This window comes from Bittarella sp. HCP28S3_D9 (assembly GCF_052065655.1).
In the GTDB taxonomy this organism is placed as follows: domain Bacteria; phylum Bacillota; class Clostridia; order Oscillospirales; family Ruminococcaceae; genus Bittarella; species Bittarella massiliensis.
The window spans coordinates 18,958-36,974 of the sequence record NZ_JBQHTP010000017.1; the positions used below are offsets into that span (position 1 = coordinate 18,958).

The 18,017-nt window shown below is 61.8% G+C and carries 14 protein-coding genes and 1 tRNA gene; 9 read left to right on the plus strand and 6 right to left on the minus strand.

Annotated features, from left to right (window positions below):
- Nucleotides 1-144: 144 nt before the first annotated feature.
- From ACTNAU_RS09580 to ACTNAU_RS09620, 9 genes are all read left to right on the plus strand, one after another.
- Nucleotides 145-2,841 (plus strand): EAL domain-containing protein, encoded by a 2,697-nt coding sequence (locus ACTNAU_RS09580; protein ID WP_441098288.1) that lies wholly within the window; start codon nt 145-147, stop codon nt 2,839-2,841.
- Nucleotides 2,842-3,089: 248 nt separating this feature from the next.
- Nucleotides 3,090-3,869: an SDR family NAD(P)-dependent oxidoreductase gene (locus tag ACTNAU_RS09585; protein WP_044992937.1), complete on the plus strand. Its 780-nt coding sequence runs from the start codon at nt 3,090-3,092 to the stop codon at nt 3,867-3,869.
- A 727-nt stretch (nt 3,870-4,596) separates the two neighbouring features.
- The gene (locus ACTNAU_RS09590) at nt 4,597-4,884 is read left to right on the plus strand and encodes a hypothetical protein (RefSeq protein ID WP_216402108.1); all 288 of its coding nucleotides are present in this window, start codon (nt 4,597-4,599) and stop codon (nt 4,882-4,884) included.
- Nucleotides 4,881-6,578 carry a sulfatase-like hydrolase/transferase gene (locus tag ACTNAU_RS09595; RefSeq protein WP_185916619.1) on the plus strand — a complete coding sequence of 566 codons (1,698 nt, stop codon included), beginning with the start codon at nt 4,881-4,883 and terminating at the stop codon, nt 6,576-6,578. Before ACTNAU_RS09590 ends, ACTNAU_RS09595 begins: the two co-directional genes overlap by 4 nt.
- Nucleotides 6,579-6,664: 86 nt before the next feature.
- A complete protein-coding gene (gene yidC / locus ACTNAU_RS09600; protein WP_441098290.1) occupies nt 6,665-8,734 on the plus strand; it encodes a membrane protein insertase YidC in 2,070 nt (689 codons plus the stop codon).
- Between the two features lie 190 nt (nt 8,735-8,924).
- Nucleotides 8,925-9,518, plus strand: a complete 594-nt coding sequence (locus ACTNAU_RS09605) for a DUF308 domain-containing protein (protein ID WP_441098292.1) — start codon at nt 8,925-8,927, stop codon at nt 9,516-9,518.
- A 172-nt stretch (nt 9,519-9,690) separates the two neighbouring features.
- Nucleotides 9,691-10,404: a DUF2461 domain-containing protein gene (locus ACTNAU_RS09610; protein WP_256136210.1), complete on the plus strand. Its 714-nt coding sequence runs from the start codon at nt 9,691-9,693 to the stop codon at nt 10,402-10,404.
- Nucleotides 10,405-10,455: 51 nt separating this feature from the next.
- Nucleotides 10,456-11,280: an MBL fold metallo-hydrolase gene (locus ACTNAU_RS09615; protein ID WP_441098294.1), complete on the plus strand. Its 825-nt coding sequence runs from the start codon at nt 10,456-10,458 to the stop codon at nt 11,278-11,280.
- Between the two features lie 163 nt (nt 11,281-11,443).
- Nucleotides 11,444-13,078, plus strand: a complete 1,635-nt coding sequence (locus tag ACTNAU_RS09620) for a putative polysaccharide biosynthesis protein (protein WP_185916614.1) — start codon at nt 11,444-11,446, stop codon at nt 13,076-13,078.
- Nucleotides 13,079-13,251: 173 nt separating this feature from the next.
- On the opposite strand, the gene ACTNAU_RS09625 is transcribed toward ACTNAU_RS09620, so the two are convergent.
- From ACTNAU_RS09625 to ftsZ, 6 genes are all read right to left on the minus strand, one after another.
- Nucleotides 13,252-14,199, minus strand: coding sequence for a nucleoside hydrolase (locus ACTNAU_RS09625; protein ID WP_441098296.1), 948 nt, complete (start codon nt 14,197-14,199; stop codon nt 13,252-13,254).
- Between the two features lie 431 nt (nt 14,200-14,630).
- A tRNA-Gln gene (locus ACTNAU_RS09630) sits at nt 14,631-14,706 on the minus strand.
- 196 nt (nt 14,707-14,902) lie between these two features.
- On the minus strand, nt 14,903-15,094 hold the full coding sequence (locus ACTNAU_RS09635) for an alpha/beta-type small acid-soluble spore protein (protein WP_059003892.1): 192 nt from the start codon (nt 15,092-15,094) through the stop codon (nt 14,903-14,905).
- 105 nt (nt 15,095-15,199) lie between these two features.
- A complete protein-coding gene (locus tag ACTNAU_RS09640) occupies nt 15,200-15,733 on the minus strand; it encodes a hypothetical protein (protein WP_216402102.1) in 534 nt (177 codons plus the stop codon).
- A 194-nt stretch (nt 15,734-15,927) separates the two neighbouring features.
- A complete protein-coding gene (locus ACTNAU_RS09645) occupies nt 15,928-16,791 on the minus strand; it encodes a hypothetical protein (protein WP_441098298.1) in 864 nt (287 codons plus the stop codon).
- A 138-nt stretch (nt 16,792-16,929) separates the two neighbouring features.
- Nucleotides 16,930-17,994 (minus strand): cell division protein FtsZ, encoded by a 1,065-nt coding sequence (ftsZ, locus tag ACTNAU_RS09650; RefSeq protein ID WP_021658878.1) that lies wholly within the window; start codon nt 17,992-17,994, stop codon nt 16,930-16,932.
- Nucleotides 17,995-18,017: the final 23 nt, after the last annotated feature.

Consider the following 18,017-nt stretch of genomic DNA (forward strand, 5'->3'; position numbering starts at 1 on the left):
GTTTTTTTGTATTTTGGGCCGGTTTTGACACCGTGAGCGCGGGATATATCTTTCTCCAAACATCCCCTTTTTGCGGTTGTTCTTTTCGACAGTTTTTGATATAATAAATAAAAGAAATGCGGACCCTCGGTCATGGAGGACAAGATGCACAAACGATTGACGCCGGCTTTGCTGGCCGCTGCGCTGCTTCTCACCGGGCTGCTCTCTGTCCTGTCGATCCGTGGCTTACAGGGGAACGCCAGGGTGATCAACTACGCGGGCGTGGTGCGGGGCGCCACCCAGCGGCTGGTCAAAGAGGAGCTGGCCGGGCACCCCAACGACGCCCTCATCGGGCGAATCGACGGCATTCTCGACGAACTCGCCACCGGCGAGGGGGAAAACAGTCTCGCCCGGCTGGAAGACGCCTCCTTTCAGGACCTCGTCTCCCAGATGCAGGCCGGGTGGGCGGAAATCAAAGGCGCCATTGCCCAGGTGCGCCAGGGGGCTGACGGCGAGGTCCTCTACCGCCTGAGCGAGTCCTATTTTGAACTGGCCGACCACACCGTGTCGGCCGCCGAGATCTACTCCGAGCGGCAGGTGACCAAAGCCCAGCTGGCCCTGCTGATCCTCAGCGCCGTCTTTTTGGTGTTGGCCGCCCTGCTGGCCTGGTATGGGGCGGTACAGGCCCGCCGGCAGCGGGAACTGCAGGCGGCGGAGGAGGCCAACCGCGCCCGGCGGGAGAGCCTCTCGCGGATGTCGGAAGACCTGCGCGCCCCCCTCAACGACATCTCCGAACTGATGTACGTTGCCGATTTGGAGACCCACGAGCTGCTCTTCATCAACGAGACAGGCCGCAAGACCTTTCACCTGGACGAGGCGGCGGGGCAGAAGTGCTATCGGGTGTTGCAGGGCTTTTCGCAGCCCTGCCCCTTCTGCACCAACCGGCAGCTGGTCCCCGGCGAGACCTACACCTGGGAGTACACCAACCCCATCACCCAGCGGCACTACCTGCTCAAAGACCGGCTGCTGGAGTGGGAGGGCCGGGCCGCCCGGCTGGAAATCGCCTTTGACATCACCGAGGCGGAGGCGGAAAAGCAGTCCCTCAAGCGCACCCTCGACGCCGAGCAGATGCTGATGGAGTGCGTGCGCGCCCTCTACCGCGAGCACGACTTAAGGCAGTCCGTTCCCCCGGTGCTCGAACAGCTGGGCCGCTACCTGTCGGCCGACCGCACCTACCTGATTTTCGAGCGGGGCGGTCTGCTCTACAACGACTACGAGTGGTGTGCCGAAGGGGTGGTCCCCCAAAGGGCGCTGCTGCAGGGGATGCCCCTGTCCACCATCGACCGCTGGCTGCCCTTTTTTGACCGCCAGGAGTGCGTGGTCGTGGAAGACATAGAGGAGCTGCGGGAGCGCTCCCCCCTGGAATACGATCTGCTGCGCAAACAGGACATTGCCCGCCTGGTGGTGGCCCCCCTGGAGCAGGACGGCCAGCTGCGGGGCTGTGTGGGGGTGGACAACCCCCTCGCCCAGAACATGCGCACCATCCCCTCGGTGCTCCAGACCCTGGGCTACTTTCTCATGCTCGCCTATCGCCGCGCCGAGAGCGAGCGGGAACTCTCCCGCTTGAGTTACTACGACACCCTGACCTCCTTTTTCAACCGCAACCGCTTTATGGAAGACACCGAGACCCTCTCCGCCCAAATGGGGCCGGTAGGGATCGTCTACCTGGACGTCAACGGCCTCAAGGACATCAACGACCGGCACGGCCACGCCTTTGGCGACAAGGTGTTGGTCGAGTGCGCCCAGCAGATGCAGGAGGTCTTCGAGGGGGCCAACTTCTACCGCATCGGCGGGGACGAATTTGTCATCATCTGCCCGGGGACGGCGCGGGGCGATTTCGAGGCGCAGGTGAGGGCGCTGCGGCAGCGCTTCCAGGCCAAGGCCAGCTGCCGGGCCGCCATCGGCGCCCGCTGGACCCCACAGTTGGAGGACCTGCAACAGGTCATCGCCAACGCCGACGCTGAGATGTACGAGGACAAAAAGGAGTTTTACCGCCAAAACCCCGCCTCCAACCGCTACCGCCACCACAGCGACGAGGTGCTGCACCTCTCCGACCCGCAGGTGCTGCAGAGGGAGATCTTGCAAAACCGCTTTGTGGTCTACCTGCAGCCCAAAATCTCCTCCAGCGACCGCACCGCCGTGGGGGCCGAGGCCCTGGTGCGCTACCAGCCCCGCTCTGGCTCCCTGGTGCTGCCGGGCAACTTTCTCCCCCTGCTGGAGGAGAGCCAGACGGTCAGCCAAATCGACTTTTACGTCTTTCAGTTCGCCTGCTCCCGCCTTAAGGAGTGGGCCGACCAGGGGAAACAGGCCATGCCGGTGTCGGTCAACTTCTCCCGCTGCTCCCTGGCGCAGCCGGATTTTGTGCAGCGGCTCGACGGCCTCTGCCGGCAGTACGGGGTGGAGAAAAAGTACTTGGAAATCGAGATCACCGAGACGGCGCGGGAGTCCGACGGGGTGGACTTAAAGGCGCTGATCGGCGATTTGCGGCGGGCGGGCTTCATCGTCTCCATCGACGACTTCGGCACCGAGTACGCCAACCTGGCCCTCCTCTCCTCGGTGGAGTTCGACGTGCTCAAACTGGACAAGACCCTGGTGGACGACCTGGCCGGCAACCACCGCGCCCGCACCGTGGTGGAGTCGATCGTGGACATCTGCAAAAAGATGGGCATTCAGGTGGTGGCCGAGGGGATCGAGACCGAGGAACAGCTCTCGGTGCTGCGCGACTGCGGGGTGGAACTGGCCCAGGGCTTTTTGTTCAGCCGCCCCATCCCCATCGAGGAGTACGAAGAAAAATACCTGTAAAATCTGCCCGACAAGGCCGACCGGCCTTGTCGGGTCTCTTTTTCTCCTGAAATTTGTGCAATATCCGCTGTTTTAAGGAAAAAATAGCCCTGGGCGGCAACCTGCTTCCCAGGCCGACGGTTCGTGAGAGCAGAGGAGGAAAAGGTGCCGAATTTCTGATTGACAATGTTTTAACAAAGGAGTACAATGCTCTTTGGAAACCCCAGCATAGAAGGACGTATTTTATTGATTTTAAGGAGATGGGCAGAATGGGGATCTTTGACGGAAAGGTCGCAATCATTACCGGCGGGGGCAAGGCCAAGTCGATCGGCTACGGCATTGCCGTGGCCTATGCCAAGGAGGGGGCCAACCTGGTCCTGACCGGCAGAAACGAGCAGAAACTGTTGGACGCCAAGGAGGAGCTGGAGCGTCTCTACGGCATCAAGGTGCTGCCGCTGGCGGTGGACGTCACCCCCAGCGACGAGTCGGAGGACCGGGTCAAGGAGGCCGTGCAGAAGGTCATCGCCGAGTTCGGCCGCATTGACGTGCTGATCAACAACGCCCAGGCGTCGGCCTCGGGCATCCCCCTGTCCATGCAGACCAAGGACCACTTTGACCTGGGCATCTACTCCGGGCTCTACGCCACCTTCTACTATATGAGGGAGTGCTACCCCTACCTGAAGGAGACCCAGGGCTCGGTCATCAACTTCGCCTCCGGAGCCGGCCTCTTCGGCAACGTGGGCCAGTGCTCCTACGCCGCCGCCAAAGAGGGCATCCGCGGCCTCTCCCGCGTCGCGGCCACCGAGTGGGGCAAGGACAACATCAACGTCAACGTGGTCTGCCCCCTGGCCATGACCGCCCAGCTGGAAAACTTCAAGCTCTCCTACCCCGAGGCCTACGAGAAAAACCTCAGAGGGGTGCCCATGGGCCGCTTCGGCGACCCCGAGCTGGACATCGGCCGGGTCTGCGTGCAGCTCGGCTCCCCCGACTTCAAGTACATGTCCGGCGAGACCCTCACCCTGGAAGGCGGCATGGGCCAGCGCCCCTAACCGCCCACACTTCTCCCTTTTCCCTACACATACAAATAGGCCGCCGGCGTCTGCCGGCGGCCTATTTGTATCTCACAGCCAGTCTGTCTTGCATCTGCAAAGGCGGTGGTTGCCTCATCACCCGAAGTGCTGGCCACATCGATTGTCCGACAGCGGCGCAGGTCCAATCGTCTCGCCGCGCCGCTTCCTCCCCGTTGGCATCTCTACTCCTTTTTAAAGGGCACACAAAACTTCTCCCCTTTTTAACTTGTCGCCCGCCTCGCCGGCACAGGACCCGAACCGCTGCCACACGCCGATCAACTCCAAACCGCCATAAATGGGTCGAAAATCCCCTTTGCCATAGGCGCACTGGTCCTGCTACATACAAGAAAGAAGGGCCAATAAGCCCCGTGGCGGCAGAGCGATTCCCGTGCGCAGATATTTGCCTGTTCGCCGAATGGCAAATTGGCGCCTTTCCCTCTGCGATCTGCCTCTTGGGGAAAGAGAGGGAAGTAGGCCCTTTTACACGGCTTTTTTTGTCAATGGACTGGAAAATTACACCTTTTCTTTCATCTAAAAAACTGTCTAAATGCTACAAAAGAAGCAATCTCATTTTAAAAAGAATCGGGCTGTCTCGACACAGTTTTTCGTTCAAATTTACAAGGGCGATAATTTATGCTATAATACAAAAAGTTTTGCAAACTTTGCAGGTTTTTGTAAAAATCAGGAAAGCGGAGGAGTTATCATTATGCTTTTGTACATTGACCCGGCGGCCACCTCTTACATCATCCAGGTCATTGCGGGATTGGTCATCACCTTGAGTGTATCGGTGGGTATTTTCTGGAAAAAAATTCGCCTGTTCTTTTTAAATCGGAAGATGAAAAAGGTGGAGCAACAGCTGAAAGCCCAGACCGGCGCCGAGGAAACAGAGTCGGCCAGTCAGGCTGTCGCGGGGCAGTCCGCCTTTGCGCAGGACATGACCGAAGAGGACGGGGTCGTTGAGATCAAATTGGACGAGGAGGACGCCATCCGATGAAATCGGGAAGATGGTCTGCCCTGGTGCGCGATGATCGGCCCCTGAAAAAGCGCCTTCCCCCCGCTCTGCTGGTCAGCGGCGCCATCTCGTTTACCTTTGTTGTCTTTGGCATCTTGGACCTCTATGTGGGAAATAGCGATATCTTCCCCTTTCTCTTAAAGGATATTCTGCTGCCGGTTTTGCTGGCCGGACTCCTCTGCTTTGCGGCGCTCGCCGCCATCCTGCTGCTGTTGCGGGGAAAACTCTTTGACGTCGCCCTCTCTCTGGGCCTTGGAGTCTTGCTGGCCGGGTATTTGCAGGGGAACTTTTTAAACCTGAACCTGGGGCAGCTCACCGGCGACCGCATCGCCTGGGAGGACTACGCCGTCCACAGTCTGCTCAACGCCCTGTTGTGGGTGGCCATCGTCTGCGCCCCCCTGGTCCTGCGGTATTTCAGCCAGAAAATCTGGCGGAGCGCCACCGTCTTTGTGCCGGTGCTGCTCATCGGGATGCAGCTGGTGGGGCTTACGACCTCTGTCTTTACCAGCGGGGTATTGGAGCAGAAGAGTGCCAACCGCTACCTCTCCACCCGGGGACTCTATGAGGTCTCCTCCCAGAAGAATGTCATCGTCATCATCCTCGACCGGTTGGACGGAAAATACGTGGATGCTGTCCGCAAAGATGACCCGACATTTTTCGACGGGATGGACGGCTTCACCTACTACGGCAACAACACTTCGCAGTACGGCCGCACCTTCCCCTCCGTGACCACAATGCTCACCGGCAAACCCTCCTTCTATCAGGAGCCCGCCAGCGAGTACTTTGACGAGGCGTGGGGAAATGCCACCTTCCTGCCCACCCTCAAAGAAAACAATTTTACCACAAAACTATATATCGAAAAGGGGTATACCTACTCCAACATCGAGCAGCTGGACGGCCAGGTCGACAACATCGACGCTGGCGAGATGACTGCACAGACCCTTCCCCTCATGCGGAGGATGGCGGTCCTCTCTGCCTATCGGTATGCGCCGCACGCCCTAAAGCCCAGCTTCTGGATGCCCACCAGCGTGTTCAACGACTACGTGGAGGCAAATGCGGAGATCGGCGCCTACAAAACCGACGACGTAGCCTTCTACAAGGGGCTAAAAGCAGAGGGGTTGACGGTGCAAAACACCCAGAACAACTTTGCCTTCTACCACCTGCACGGCTGCCACGACCCCATCTACAACGAAAAGGTCGAGTACGTCCCAGAGGACCAGACCTCCCTGCTCCAGCAGACCAAAGGCGCCTTTAAAATCGCCTTTGAGTACATGGATCAGCTCAAAAAGCTGGGGCTCTACGACGACGCCACCATCATCATCACCGGCGACCACGGGAAATCGGGCGATTGGATGCGGCTGGACATGTACAAGACCACCGGTCTGTTCTACAAGCCTAGCGGCAGCTCCGGCACTCCGCTGGCCAATTCGGACGCCCCCACTTCCCTCGCCAATTTCGAGGCCACTGTGTTGCAACAGGCTGGCATTGACTACGCCGACTACGGCAGCGCCATCTCCGACATCCCGGAGGGTGCAGATGTCACCCGGAAGTTCTACTATCGGATGAACAATGAGACCGAGGATGTGCTGGAGGAGTTTGAAATCAAAGGCGACGCCAGAAAGTTCTCTAACTGGCACAAGGTGGGCGAGACGGTCAACAAATACCCCCACGGGTGATCTCCCCCCTTTTTGTAAGCCCATATCTCTGTCCCCCGCCCTCCGGCGGGGGACTACTACGACACGAGGATGTGTAGCTTCTTATGATGGACATCATCAATACCGTCCTGGGGATCCCCCTGGGCTATATCATGTACTTTTGTTACTGGCTGGTGCGGGACTACGGCTGGGCGATCATACTCTTTACCGTGCTGGCCAAGGTGGTCATGTTCCCCATCTCCCTGAGCGCGCAGAAAAACTCCATCAAGATGGTCAAACTGCAGCCCCAGTTGGAGGAGATCAAGGTCAACTGCGCCGGCAACGCCGACATGGCGGCCGAGGAGCAGATGCGGCTGTTCAAAAAAGAAAAGTACAGCCCTTTTGTGAGCATGGTCCCCACCCTGCTGCAGATCCCCATCATCCTGGGGCTGATCAACGTGGTCTACAACCCCCTGCAGCACCTCTTCCACCTCAGCCAGGAGACCATCACCATGCTGGCTGGCTGCGTGGGCATCACCGACATCGGCTCGGGCGCCCAACTGCAGGTGCTCAACGCCATGCAGCAGACCCCCGGCGCCTTCTCCTCCCTGCAGGGGGCCATTCCGGGGTTTGACCAGCTCTTTGCCAACGTCTCAAAGATCAACCTGCACTTCATGGGGTTCGACCTGTCCCAGACCCCGTCCATCACCGATCTCTCCATCCTGATCTGGATCCCCATCCTCTCCGGGTTGAGCGCGCTGCTGATGTGCATTGTGCAGAACAAAATCAATGTCCTGCAGCGGGAACAGGGCTTTCTCGGCAAGTGGGGGATGACCATCTTCCTGGTGATCTTCTCCACCTACTTTGCCTTTGTCGTGCCCGCCGGGATCGGCCTGTACTGGATCGTGGGCAACCTGCTCGCCATTGCGGTCATGTACATCTGCAACCTGGTCTACAACCCCCGCAAGTACATCGACTACGAAAACCGCTCCGCCAAGCCCAAGCTCTCCAAAGAGGAGAAGGCCGCCATGCGCCGCGCCGCCAAGGAGAACCGCGAGCGCTCCAAGGCCGATGAAAAGCGCTTTTTCGCCGAGCCGGACAAGCAGCTCGTCTTCTACTCGGAATCCAGCGGCTTCTACAAGTACTTCGAGCGGTTCATCGACTATATCACCGCCCACTCCGACATCGTCATCCACTACGTCACCAGCGACCCGAACGACCAGATCTTTCAGAGCTCCAACGACCACATCCGCCCCTACTTCATCGACAACCGGGACATGATGACCTTTATGATGAAGATGGATGCAGACATGGTGGTCATGACCATGCCCGACTTGGAAAACTACTACATCAAGCGCTCCCTGGTGCGCAAAGACATCGAATACCTCTACCTGGACCACGCCATGGCCAGCTTCCACCTGACCCTGCGGGAGGGGGCGCTGGACCACTACGACACCATCTTCTGCTACGGGCCCAACCACGTGGCCGAGATCCGCGCCATTGAAAAGGAGTACGGCCTGCCCGCCAAACGGCTGGTCAAGACCGGCTACGGCCTGCTGGACTCGATGCTGGAAAACTACAGTGCCCAGGAGCACCGGGAGAATCCGGTCAAAGAGGTGTTGATCGCCCCCTCTTGGCAGAAGGACAACCTGCTCGACCTCTGTCTGGACCCCATTATGGAGCAGCTGTTGGGGAAGGGATACCACCTGACCATCCGCCCCCACCCCGAGTATGTCAAGCGCTTCCCCGCCAAGATGAAGCGGATCACCGAAAAGTACCAGGACAAGCTGGGGCAGGAGCTGGAGATCCAGACCGACTTCTCCTCCAACAGCACCGTCTATGACGCCGACCTGATCATCACCGACTGGTCGGCCATCGCCCAGGAGTTCTCCTTTACCACCAAAAAGCCCTCGCTCTTCATCAACACCCCCATGAAGGTGATGAACGCCGAGTACAAGCGCATCCCCCTGGAGCCGCTGGACATCTCGCTGCGGGACCGCATCGGCGTGTCGGTGGACGTGGACAAGCTGGACACCCTCGGCGAAGTGGTGGGCGACCTGCTCTCCCACACCGAGGACTACCGCGAAAAGGTCACCGCCGTGGTGGAGGAGACCGTCTACAACATCGGCCACAGCGCCGAGGCGGGCGGAAAGTACATCCTCGCCTCCCTGGCACAGAAAAAACAGGCGCGACACTGACCCGTCAAACAGGCGGCTGCCCAGGGGGCGGCCGCCTGTTTTCTCGTCTGGACACCTTCCCCCGCCTGTCCAAACTTTGGACACTTTGCCCCCTCTGTCTATGTTCATCTCCCCCGCCAGGCGCTACAATAGAGGTGTCAAGGGGGCACCGCCCCCGGCAGTCAGACGAAACAGAAAGGGGAGGATCGCTTTGATCCGAATAGACGCTGACTTTGACTACACCAACGCCCTGGTAGAGGGGTGGAACCGCAAGCTGCGCTCGGTCCGCATCGCCAGTTTCATCATCAGCATCCTGCTGGTGGTCTGCGCCCTCCTCTGCGCCTTTTTCCCGGTGCAGAGCGCCGGGGTGATGGGCACCCTGGCCGCCGTCCTCATCCTCGCCCTGGGGGTCTATCAGCTCATCGACTACTTCTGTGCACCTCCCTTCCTGCGGGAGGCCGGCGGGCTGGTCAGCAGCGTCCTCAACCTCCTCATCGGGGCGCTGCTCCTCGCCGCCCCCACCGAGGTCACCCTCTCCACCTTCGCCTTTCTCCTGGGGCTCTTGATGCTGGTCTTCGGGGTCAACAAGCTCTCCTTTTCCAGCAAGCTGGGCTACTTCGGGGTGTCCGGCTACGGCTGGGTGGTGGTCAGCGGGGTGCTGAACCTCCTGGCCGCCCTCTCCTTCCTCCTGCTGCCCCTCTTCTCCGCCCTGGTGCTCAACTACCTGGTGGCCGGCTACCTGCTGGTGGGCGGGGTGACCCTCTTCATCGAGGCCATCGCCATGAGAGACTTGAAAGTCCGCTGACAAAACCCGCTGCAAAGCCCTCGGCCGCCCGGCCGGGGGCTTTGCACTGTCCGCTTTCAAAAAGAGGGGGATGGCAAGGCCCCAACATTCGACTTTTTCCCCGATTCGTGGTATCCTGTTGCTGTGAAATCGTGCGGCCGCCGGGCGGTCCGCAGAGCAGGAGGTCTTTTTTATGCCCTTTTCCGCTGACACCCTGGACTTCTTATTTGAAAACCGAATGCACGACAGCCGGGAGTGGTTTGCCGAGCACCACGACCGCTACCGCAAGAGCGTTCTGGAGCCGCTGCGCCAACTGGTGGTGGCACTGACCCCCAGCATGCTCTCCATCGACGGGGAGCTGGGGTGTGAGCCCAAGGTGGACCGCACCATCTGCCGCATCTGGCGGGACACCCGCTACACCCACGACCCCTCCCTCTACCGGGACAACATGTGGATCATCTTCAAGCGGGGCGGGCGGATGCACGGAACCGACTACCCCGGCTTCTACTTCGACCTGTCGGGGAGCGGCTTTGGCTACGGCTGCGGGTTCTACGCCGCCTCCACCGGGTATATGAATACCCTGCGCGGCCTGATTTTGGAGGGCGACCCCGACTACCGCCGGGCGCAGAGATCCCTCGCCAAGTGCAAACAGTACGAGATGGACGGCGATTTCTACAAGCGCCCCCACTACCCCGACCGCCCGGCCGCGGAGCGCCAGTGGCTGGAGCGCCGCAACATCGGCTTCAACGCCTTCAGCAAGGACTTTGAGCTGCTCTTCTCCGACCGGTTGGCGGCCTTTTTGGAGGGGGAGCTGCTCCAACTGGCCCCCGTCTACCGCTTCCTGCTCAAGGCCGCCAAGTTGGAGCAGCAGCGGTTGGCCGCCCTGGACGGCGCACAGCGCCAGTAGCGGCGGCCCGGCCCACAACTCGCCCCAGAGGCGCAGAAAGGGAGGTTGGCAATGCTCCTCACCGTCCTGTCGGAAAACCGCTCAGACAGCCCGTTTTTGGGCGCTGAACACGGCTTGAGCATCTATTTGGAGGCCGGCGGCCGCCGCCTCCTCTTCGACATGGGGGCCAGCGGCCTCTTCTGGGAAAACGCCCGGAAGTTGGGGATCGACCTGTCGTCGGTGGAGATGGCCTTTCTCTCCCACGGGCACGACGACCACAGCGGCGGGCTGCCCACCTTTTTAAAGGGCAACGCCCGCGCCCCCGTCTACCTGCGGGAGGGGTGCTTTGCCCCCCTCTTCTCCCGCTCCGGCGACGGCTGCCGGCCCATCGGGCCCGACCCCGCCCTCGCCGCCTCCCCCCGGCTGGTGTTCACCGGCGCGCAGGAGCGCCCCGCAGAGGGGCTGCTCCTCTTTTCCGACCTGTGTCGGCGGGAGCACTGGCCCTCCACCAACCGAAACCTGCTGCTGGAAGAGGGCGGCGTTTTGGGCCCCGATCCCTTTTTGCACGAGCAGTACCTGCTGGTGCAGGAGGGGGGGACCGCCCTTCTCCTCTCGGGCTGCGCCCACCGGGGGATCGAAAATATCGTGGCCCGCTGTGCCCAGCACCTGGGCCGGGCCCCGGATGCGGTGGTGAGCGGCTTTCACCTGACCAGCCCCCGCAGCGGCCAGGCGGCCGACGCGGCGGAAGTGCAGGCGGTGGGACGGGCCCTGGCCGCCTATCCCCGCACCCGCTACTACACCTGCCACTGCACCGGGGAAGGGCCCTTTGCCCAGCTGCGGGGGGAGTTGGGCGACCGCCTGTTCCCCCTGCACGCGGGGCAGCGCCTCGCCCTGTGATCCCTCGCCGGCAGCCCGGCAGAGGCGCGGTCTCGGAATTTCAGAAAACCCGAGAAATGGGCGGCGTTTTGTGGTAAACTAGATAGGAACTTTTGGCGGCCAAACCGCATTTTTCCAGGGGACAGTCTGCCTGGCCCCAGCCGCCGATAAAAGGGGGAAGCCCATGGCATCCAAACGAAAGCAGAACTTTCTGGTACAGGGGACCATCCTGGCGGTGGCCGGGATCCTGGTCCGCCTCATCGGAATGGTCTACCGCATCCCCATGGCCAACATCCTGGGGGAAGACGGAAACGGCATCTATTCGGTGGCCTTCGGCATCTACAACATCGCCCTCACCCTCTCGTCCTACGCCCTGCCGCTGGCCCTCTCTCGGCTGGTGAGCCAGCGGATCGTCCAAAAGCAGTACCGCAATGCCCACAACGTCTTTCAAAAGACCCTCCTGCTGGGGCTGGCCACCAGCACCGCCGTCTCCCTGGTCCTCTACTTCGGCGCCGGCTGGCTGGAAAACCTCTACGCCAGGGACGGGCTGGCCGCCCCCCTGAGGGTGTTGGCGGTCACCACCTTCATCATGTCGATGGTGGGCACCCTGCGCGGCTTCTTCCAGGGGCGGGGAACCATGATGCCCACCGCCCTCTCGCAGATCTTTGAGCAGATCGTCAACGCGGTGGTGAGCGTGTGGGCGGCCTACGCCTTTGTCACCTCCAGCCCCAGCCTCTCGCAGACCGCTTCGCGCGGGGCGGCGGGGGGCACGGTGGGCACCCTGGCCGGCGCCGCCACCGCCCTGCTGCTGCTGGTCGTCGTCTACGCCCTCTACCGGCCCACCGTCATGCGCCAGATCCGCCGTGACCGCACCGAGGTGGAGGAGAGCGGCGGCCAGGTCTTTCGCATCCTGCTGCTGACCATCCTCCCGGTGATCCTCAGCCAGACGGTCTACCAGCTGGGGAACACCGCCGACGACCTGATTTTCGGCAACATCATGCAGGCCAAGGGGATGGCCGCCACCGCCGTCAGCTCGCTGCAGGGGGTCTTCAACTCCCAGTACGTGCTGCTCATCAACGTGCCGGTGGCCATCGCCTCGGCCATGGCGGCCTCGGTCATCCCCAGCATCGTCGCCTCCCAGACCCTGGGAGACCACCGCGAGGTCTGCCGCAAGGCCGACTCGGTGATCAAGTTCAACACGGTCATCGTTCTGCCCTGTGCGGTGGGGCTGGCGGTGTTGGCCCGGCCGATCATCACCCTGCTCTTCCCCAGCCTGGTCACCTACCGGGACCTGGCGGTGCGCCTGCTGGAGGTGGGGTCCTCGGCCGCGGTCTTCTACGTCCTCTCCACCATCACCAGCGCCATCCTGCAGGGGCTGGGCTTTATGCGCACCCCGGTCAAGCACTCCGCCATCGCCCTGGCCATCCACCTGGTGCTGATTCTGGGGCTGCTCTGGTTCACCGACCTGGGGGTGTACGCCCTGGTCATCGGCAACATCACCTTCCCCATGACCACCTGCCTGCTCAACTGGCGGTTTTTGCGGGCCCGCCTCCCCCACCGGCAGAACCTGAAAAGGATCTTCCTGGTCCCCCTCCTCTCCTCCGCCCTCATGGGGCTTGTGGCCTGGGGCGGGTACCACCTGCTGCACCTGCTGGTCAAGAGCAACCTGGTCTGCACCCTGGTGGCCATCCTGCTGGCCGCCGGCTGCTACTTTGTGTTGGTGCTGGCCCTGCGGTGCTTCTCCAAAAAAGAGCTCTACGAGCTCCCCCTGGGCCGCACCATCGCCACCCTGGCGGGCCGGTTGGGGCTGCTGAAGTAAACGGCTCTATAAAAAAGTGCTGTCCATTCGGACAGCACTTTTTTTGGTCGCACCCCCACACGGGCGGGTGGATGGAAATTATCTGAAGGCCGGTCTTTTTTGCCCCGACGACTGGCGCACCCCACACGGGCGGGCAGATCGAAATTTTGCAGACTTTCAGGGATCGGGCAAAACTACTCCATCTCCCGGTAGTACCGGCACATCTGCAGCAGGAGTGCCTTGTAGCGGGCGGTGTCGGTGGTCATGGCCACCTGGGCATTGGCGGGAGCCGTTCCCACCGGATCTGCCACCGTCTCGCCGTCCCGGTCGCCCGCGTCGTCCCGCACCCAGACATGGCGCTCTTCCCCGCCGCAGACGGCGTCGTCCATTGCCCAGGCCACGGCGATGGCGTCGTGGATGATGTTGGAGTCCTGCCCTTTGACAAAGGCGTTGTGGCGGGAATAGGCGAAGAGCTCCTTGAGCAGCGCGGCCCTGGGGCCGTCGCCGCAGGCGGCGATGAGCTCGTTTAGGTCCGCCTCGCTCAGGGCGCCGTCGCAGGTGGCGTTGAGCCCCACCATGTGGGTGGGCAGCTTTTCAAAGCAGATGCGGGCGGCGGTGGGGTCTTTAAAGATGTTTGCCTCGGCATAGGGGCTCTGGTTGCCCATCTCAATGCCGCCGCCCATGATGTAGAAGCGGGAGATGAGACCCGGCAGGTCGGGGTAGCGCATCAGGGCCTTGGCCACGTTGGTCAGGGGGCCGACGGCAAAGAGGAGCAGCTCGCCCCCTGCCCGCACCGCCTCGCGGTAGATGACGTCGCAGGCCTCGCCCTCGTCCAGGGGCTGACGGCCCTCCGGCAGGAGGATACTGGCGATGCCGGTGCTGCCGTGGACCGGGCTCACGTAGTCGTCGCCCCGGTCGTACTTTTTGAAAAAGGGCTCTTTGGCCCCTGCCGCCACCTGGGCGCCGATGGCCAGCACCTCGTTGAGGGCGCGGGCGTTGTAGAGGGTCTTTTTCAGGGGCATGTTGCCGTAGACCGCCGTGATGGCCCGGATGTCGAAATGGGGGCAGCTCTGGGCGAGGGCCAGGGCAAAGGCGTCGTCCACGCCGGGGTCGCAGTCGATGAGTACGGGAATGCGCGTCACAGGGATCGCCTCCAAACAATTTGATCTTGTCTCTATCATACCAGATGACAGCGGACGGGCAAAGGACAAAAGACCTGTCCGGTGGGAGAGAAGCCGACCCTCTCCCCGCTGGGGTGCAGAGGGCCCTTGCCGGCCACTGAAAAATCAAAACCGCCAGCAAAACGGATGGCATGCGCTGATCCCACTGAGCACCATACGGGGTCCGTCCCCCGAGGGACATCAAATTTCACACTCGCACCGACGCCAGTAAACCGGTGATATGGAATACCACTTTGCGCCATCTATGCCCAAGCCGTTCTCTTTGCGCCTTTGGCGCCCTCCCATTCAGGAAGGCCTGTGCCAAGGCGATTTGTCCCACCCAGCCAAACCAAGAGTTTTGGGCGCCAAAGCTACAACAAGAAAAGAGCCACATCGATCGATGTGGCTCTTTTTGGCTGGGGTAGAAGGATTCGAACCTTCGGAATGACGGAGTCAGAGTCCGTTGCCTTACCGCTTGGCGATACCCCAATATTTTCTTGGCGTCAGCAGTATTTATTATACCCCAAAAAGGGGAAAAGTCAACCTGTTTTCGCATTTCTTTTTTTATTTTTTCTGGAAATAAACGGGGGGACAAAATGGCTCCCTCTTCCTTTTTATTCGACAGGAAAAACGCCCCGCCGATTGGCGGAGCGCTCCCTGCAAGAGAAAAAAGTGAGAGTCGAAGTTACTTCGCGGAGTTCTCGTAAGCCTCGATCATCTTTTTGACCATCTGGCCGCCCACGGAACCGGCCTGCTTGGAGGTCAGGTCGCCGTTGTAGCCCTGTTTCAGGTTCACGCCAACCTCGTTGGCAGCTTCCATTTTGAACTTGTCCATCGCTTCGCGAGCTTCGGGAACAACAATTTTATTGCTAGACATGGTACATACACTCCTTAAAAATAGATGTTATTTGCGTTTGCAATAGTAGTATGGCCGTGCCCGTCAACACTATGACTGGAAATGTTTTCTCATTTTTTCTGCATTTTAAAAGGCGTTCGGCGACGGCGGAAGCCCGAGGAAGAGGGAGACGGCCGCCGCCGCCAACAGGGTGTACCCGCCGCTGATCCCCGGCGGCAGAGGCAGGTCCTGGGGGTCGGCCAGCCGCCCGAAGGGGCCGTGGATGGGCCGCAGCAGGCTCACCACCGGCTGGCCGTCCTGACAGCTGGAATAGGTCAGGGTGTCCCGCAGGGACATGCCGCAGCTGACGACCTGCCCCCGCACCTCCCCCTTCTGGTGGAGCCAGGGGGCGTCCTCCTGCCGCACCACAAACCCGCCGGCAAGGGCATTGGGCGGGAGGGAGACATCCCTCGCCCCCTCTTTGATGACCACCAGGCCCTGCCGCCAGCGCAGGGCGTCCCAGCCCTCGCTCTCAAACAGGCCGTAGAGCCGCCCTTCCCGGGAAAACACGGCGGTCTGCCCGCTGCGGCAGAGGAGGGCTTCCCCCCGAAAGAGGAGCTTTTCCACCGCCCGGGGGATCCGCCTGTCCCCGCTGGGCCCCAAAAACAAAATCGGGATCAATCGCTCATCACCACTTTGCCTTTTCTGCCGCCGGGTGGCGGCCATTCCCCCTTATTCTGCCCAGGATTTGCCGCCGCCACACTTTTGCGCAAAAAAAGAGACCGCCTCCCAGAGGCGATCTCTCGTTTGAGCGATTTGATTGCTTTGGCGCGCGCAAATTTTCAAGGGGTCTGCGGCCATCCCCCGTCTGCCCGTCAGCGGCCGCCCAACAGCTTGGCGATGGTCTTGAGCAGCCCGCCCGCCTGGCCGCCAGCGCTCACCAAGACGGGGCGCTCCCGGCAGAGGGGCGGTTCCGGCTGGACCGGCGCCGCCTTTTTGGGCGGGGGCTCCTCCCCTTTGGCAGGGGCGGGGATCGCCTCTTTGGGGGGCGGCGGGGCGGCGGCGGGGACCTTGCCGCCGCCGAGCTGGGCGCGCATCTCCCCCAGCCGCAGCTGGTAGAGTTCGACGGTGTCCTCCATCCGGCGGAGGTTGCCCTGCATCTGCGCCGCGGCCGCCCGCAGGGTCTCGCTCAGCCCGGCCACCTGGTCCCCCAGCTGGCCCATGTCCCGGGAGAGGGACTCCAGCTCCGAAAAGGCCCGGTCCCGCTCCTCCCGGCCCTGGCGCTTGCCCTGGCGCACCAGGTCGGCGGCCATCCGCTTGGCCTCCACCAGTGCGCCCGAAATCTCGCCCTGGCGCTCCTCATAGCCCTTGAGCTTCTCCTGGTACTGGCGCACCATCTCCTGCAGCTCGTCCCGCTCGGAGTGGAGGCCGTGGATCTCCAGGTCGCTGCGGCTGAGCTTGTCCCGCTGGGCGTTGATCTGGGAGTTGAGAAAGACCACCTTTTCCCCCAGTTCTTTGGCGCCCTCCTTCTCCTGCTCCAACAGCCCGTCCAGGCTGTCGATCCGCTCCCGCAGGGCGGCGTTTTCGTCGCGCAGGGCGTGGGTCTCCCCCTCCAGCTCGTCGATGCGGCTCAGCAGCTCGCTGCTGGCCTTTTGGTTTTCGGCGTTGAGCTGCTCGATATAGGCCAGCACGTCCGCCTTGCGGAAGCCGCCGATCGCGCTCTTAAACAATCCGTCCATGACACCCACCCTCTGCTCGGTTTCGATGTTGCCAGTATACCACGCCCGCCCTCAAAAAACAATCGAATTGCCCCTGCAGGCAGCAAAAAGGGAACCGTTCCCTCTCGGGGCCGGTTCCCACTCTCGCAGGGGCGACGATCAGTTGCCCTTGTTTTTGAAGATGTTCATGATGGAGTCGATGTCCTCCTCCATCGAGTCGTCCCGGGACTTGAAGGTGTAGTCGGGAATGCCGAAATCGGCCTTGTTCTTCTCGTCAAAGCCGGTGGCGATGACGGTGATCTGCATCTCGTCCTGGTAGCTCTCGTCAAAGGCGGCGCCCCAGATGATGGTGGCGTTGGGGTCGGCGGCCTTGGTGATCTCGTTGGAGGCGATGGACACCTCGTCCAGGCTGATGTCGGGGGAGGCGGTGATGTTGATGATGACCCCCTTGGCCCCGGAGATCGAGGTCTCCAGCAGGGGGCTGGAGATGGCGGCAGCCGCCGCGTCGACAGCCTTGTCCTTCCCGCTGGCGCGGCCGACGCCCATGTGGGCGAGCCCCGCGTCCTTCATGACGGTGGTGACGTCGGCGAAGTCCAGGTTGACCAGGCCGGGGACGTTGATCAGGTCGGTGATGGACTGCACGCCCTGTTTGAGGACGTTGTCCGCCGCCGCAAAGGCGTTGATGAGGGTGATGGGGGTCTCGGAGATGAGGCTGAGCCGCTCGTTGGGGATGACCACCAGCGAGTCCACGTGCTCGCGCAGGGCGGCGATCCCCTCTTCGGCCTGCTCCATCCGCCGCTTGCCCTCAAAGGGGAAGGGCTTGGTGACGATGCCCACCGTGAGGATGCCCTGCTCTTTTGCCACTTCGGCCACCACCGGCGCCGCGCCGGTGCCGGTGCCGCCGCCCATCCCGGCGGCGATGAACACCATCTGGGTGCCCTTGAGGGCAGAGGCGATGGTCTCGCGGCTCTCCTCGGCCGCCTTCTGCCCCTTTTCGGGGAAGCCGCCGGCGCCGCGGCCCTGGGTCAGCTTGTCGCCGATCTGGATCTTCTGGGTGGCCACCGAGCGGTTGAGGGCCTGGCGGTCGGTGTTGACAGAGATGAATTCCACGCCCTTCATCCCGTCGTTGATCATCCGGTTGACGGCGTTGCCGCCGCCGCCGCCCACGCCAACTACGCGGATGGAAGCGACCTGGTCGAAATCGTCATCGAGAATAAAGCTCACTGTTTTCGTCCCCCTAAAATGTT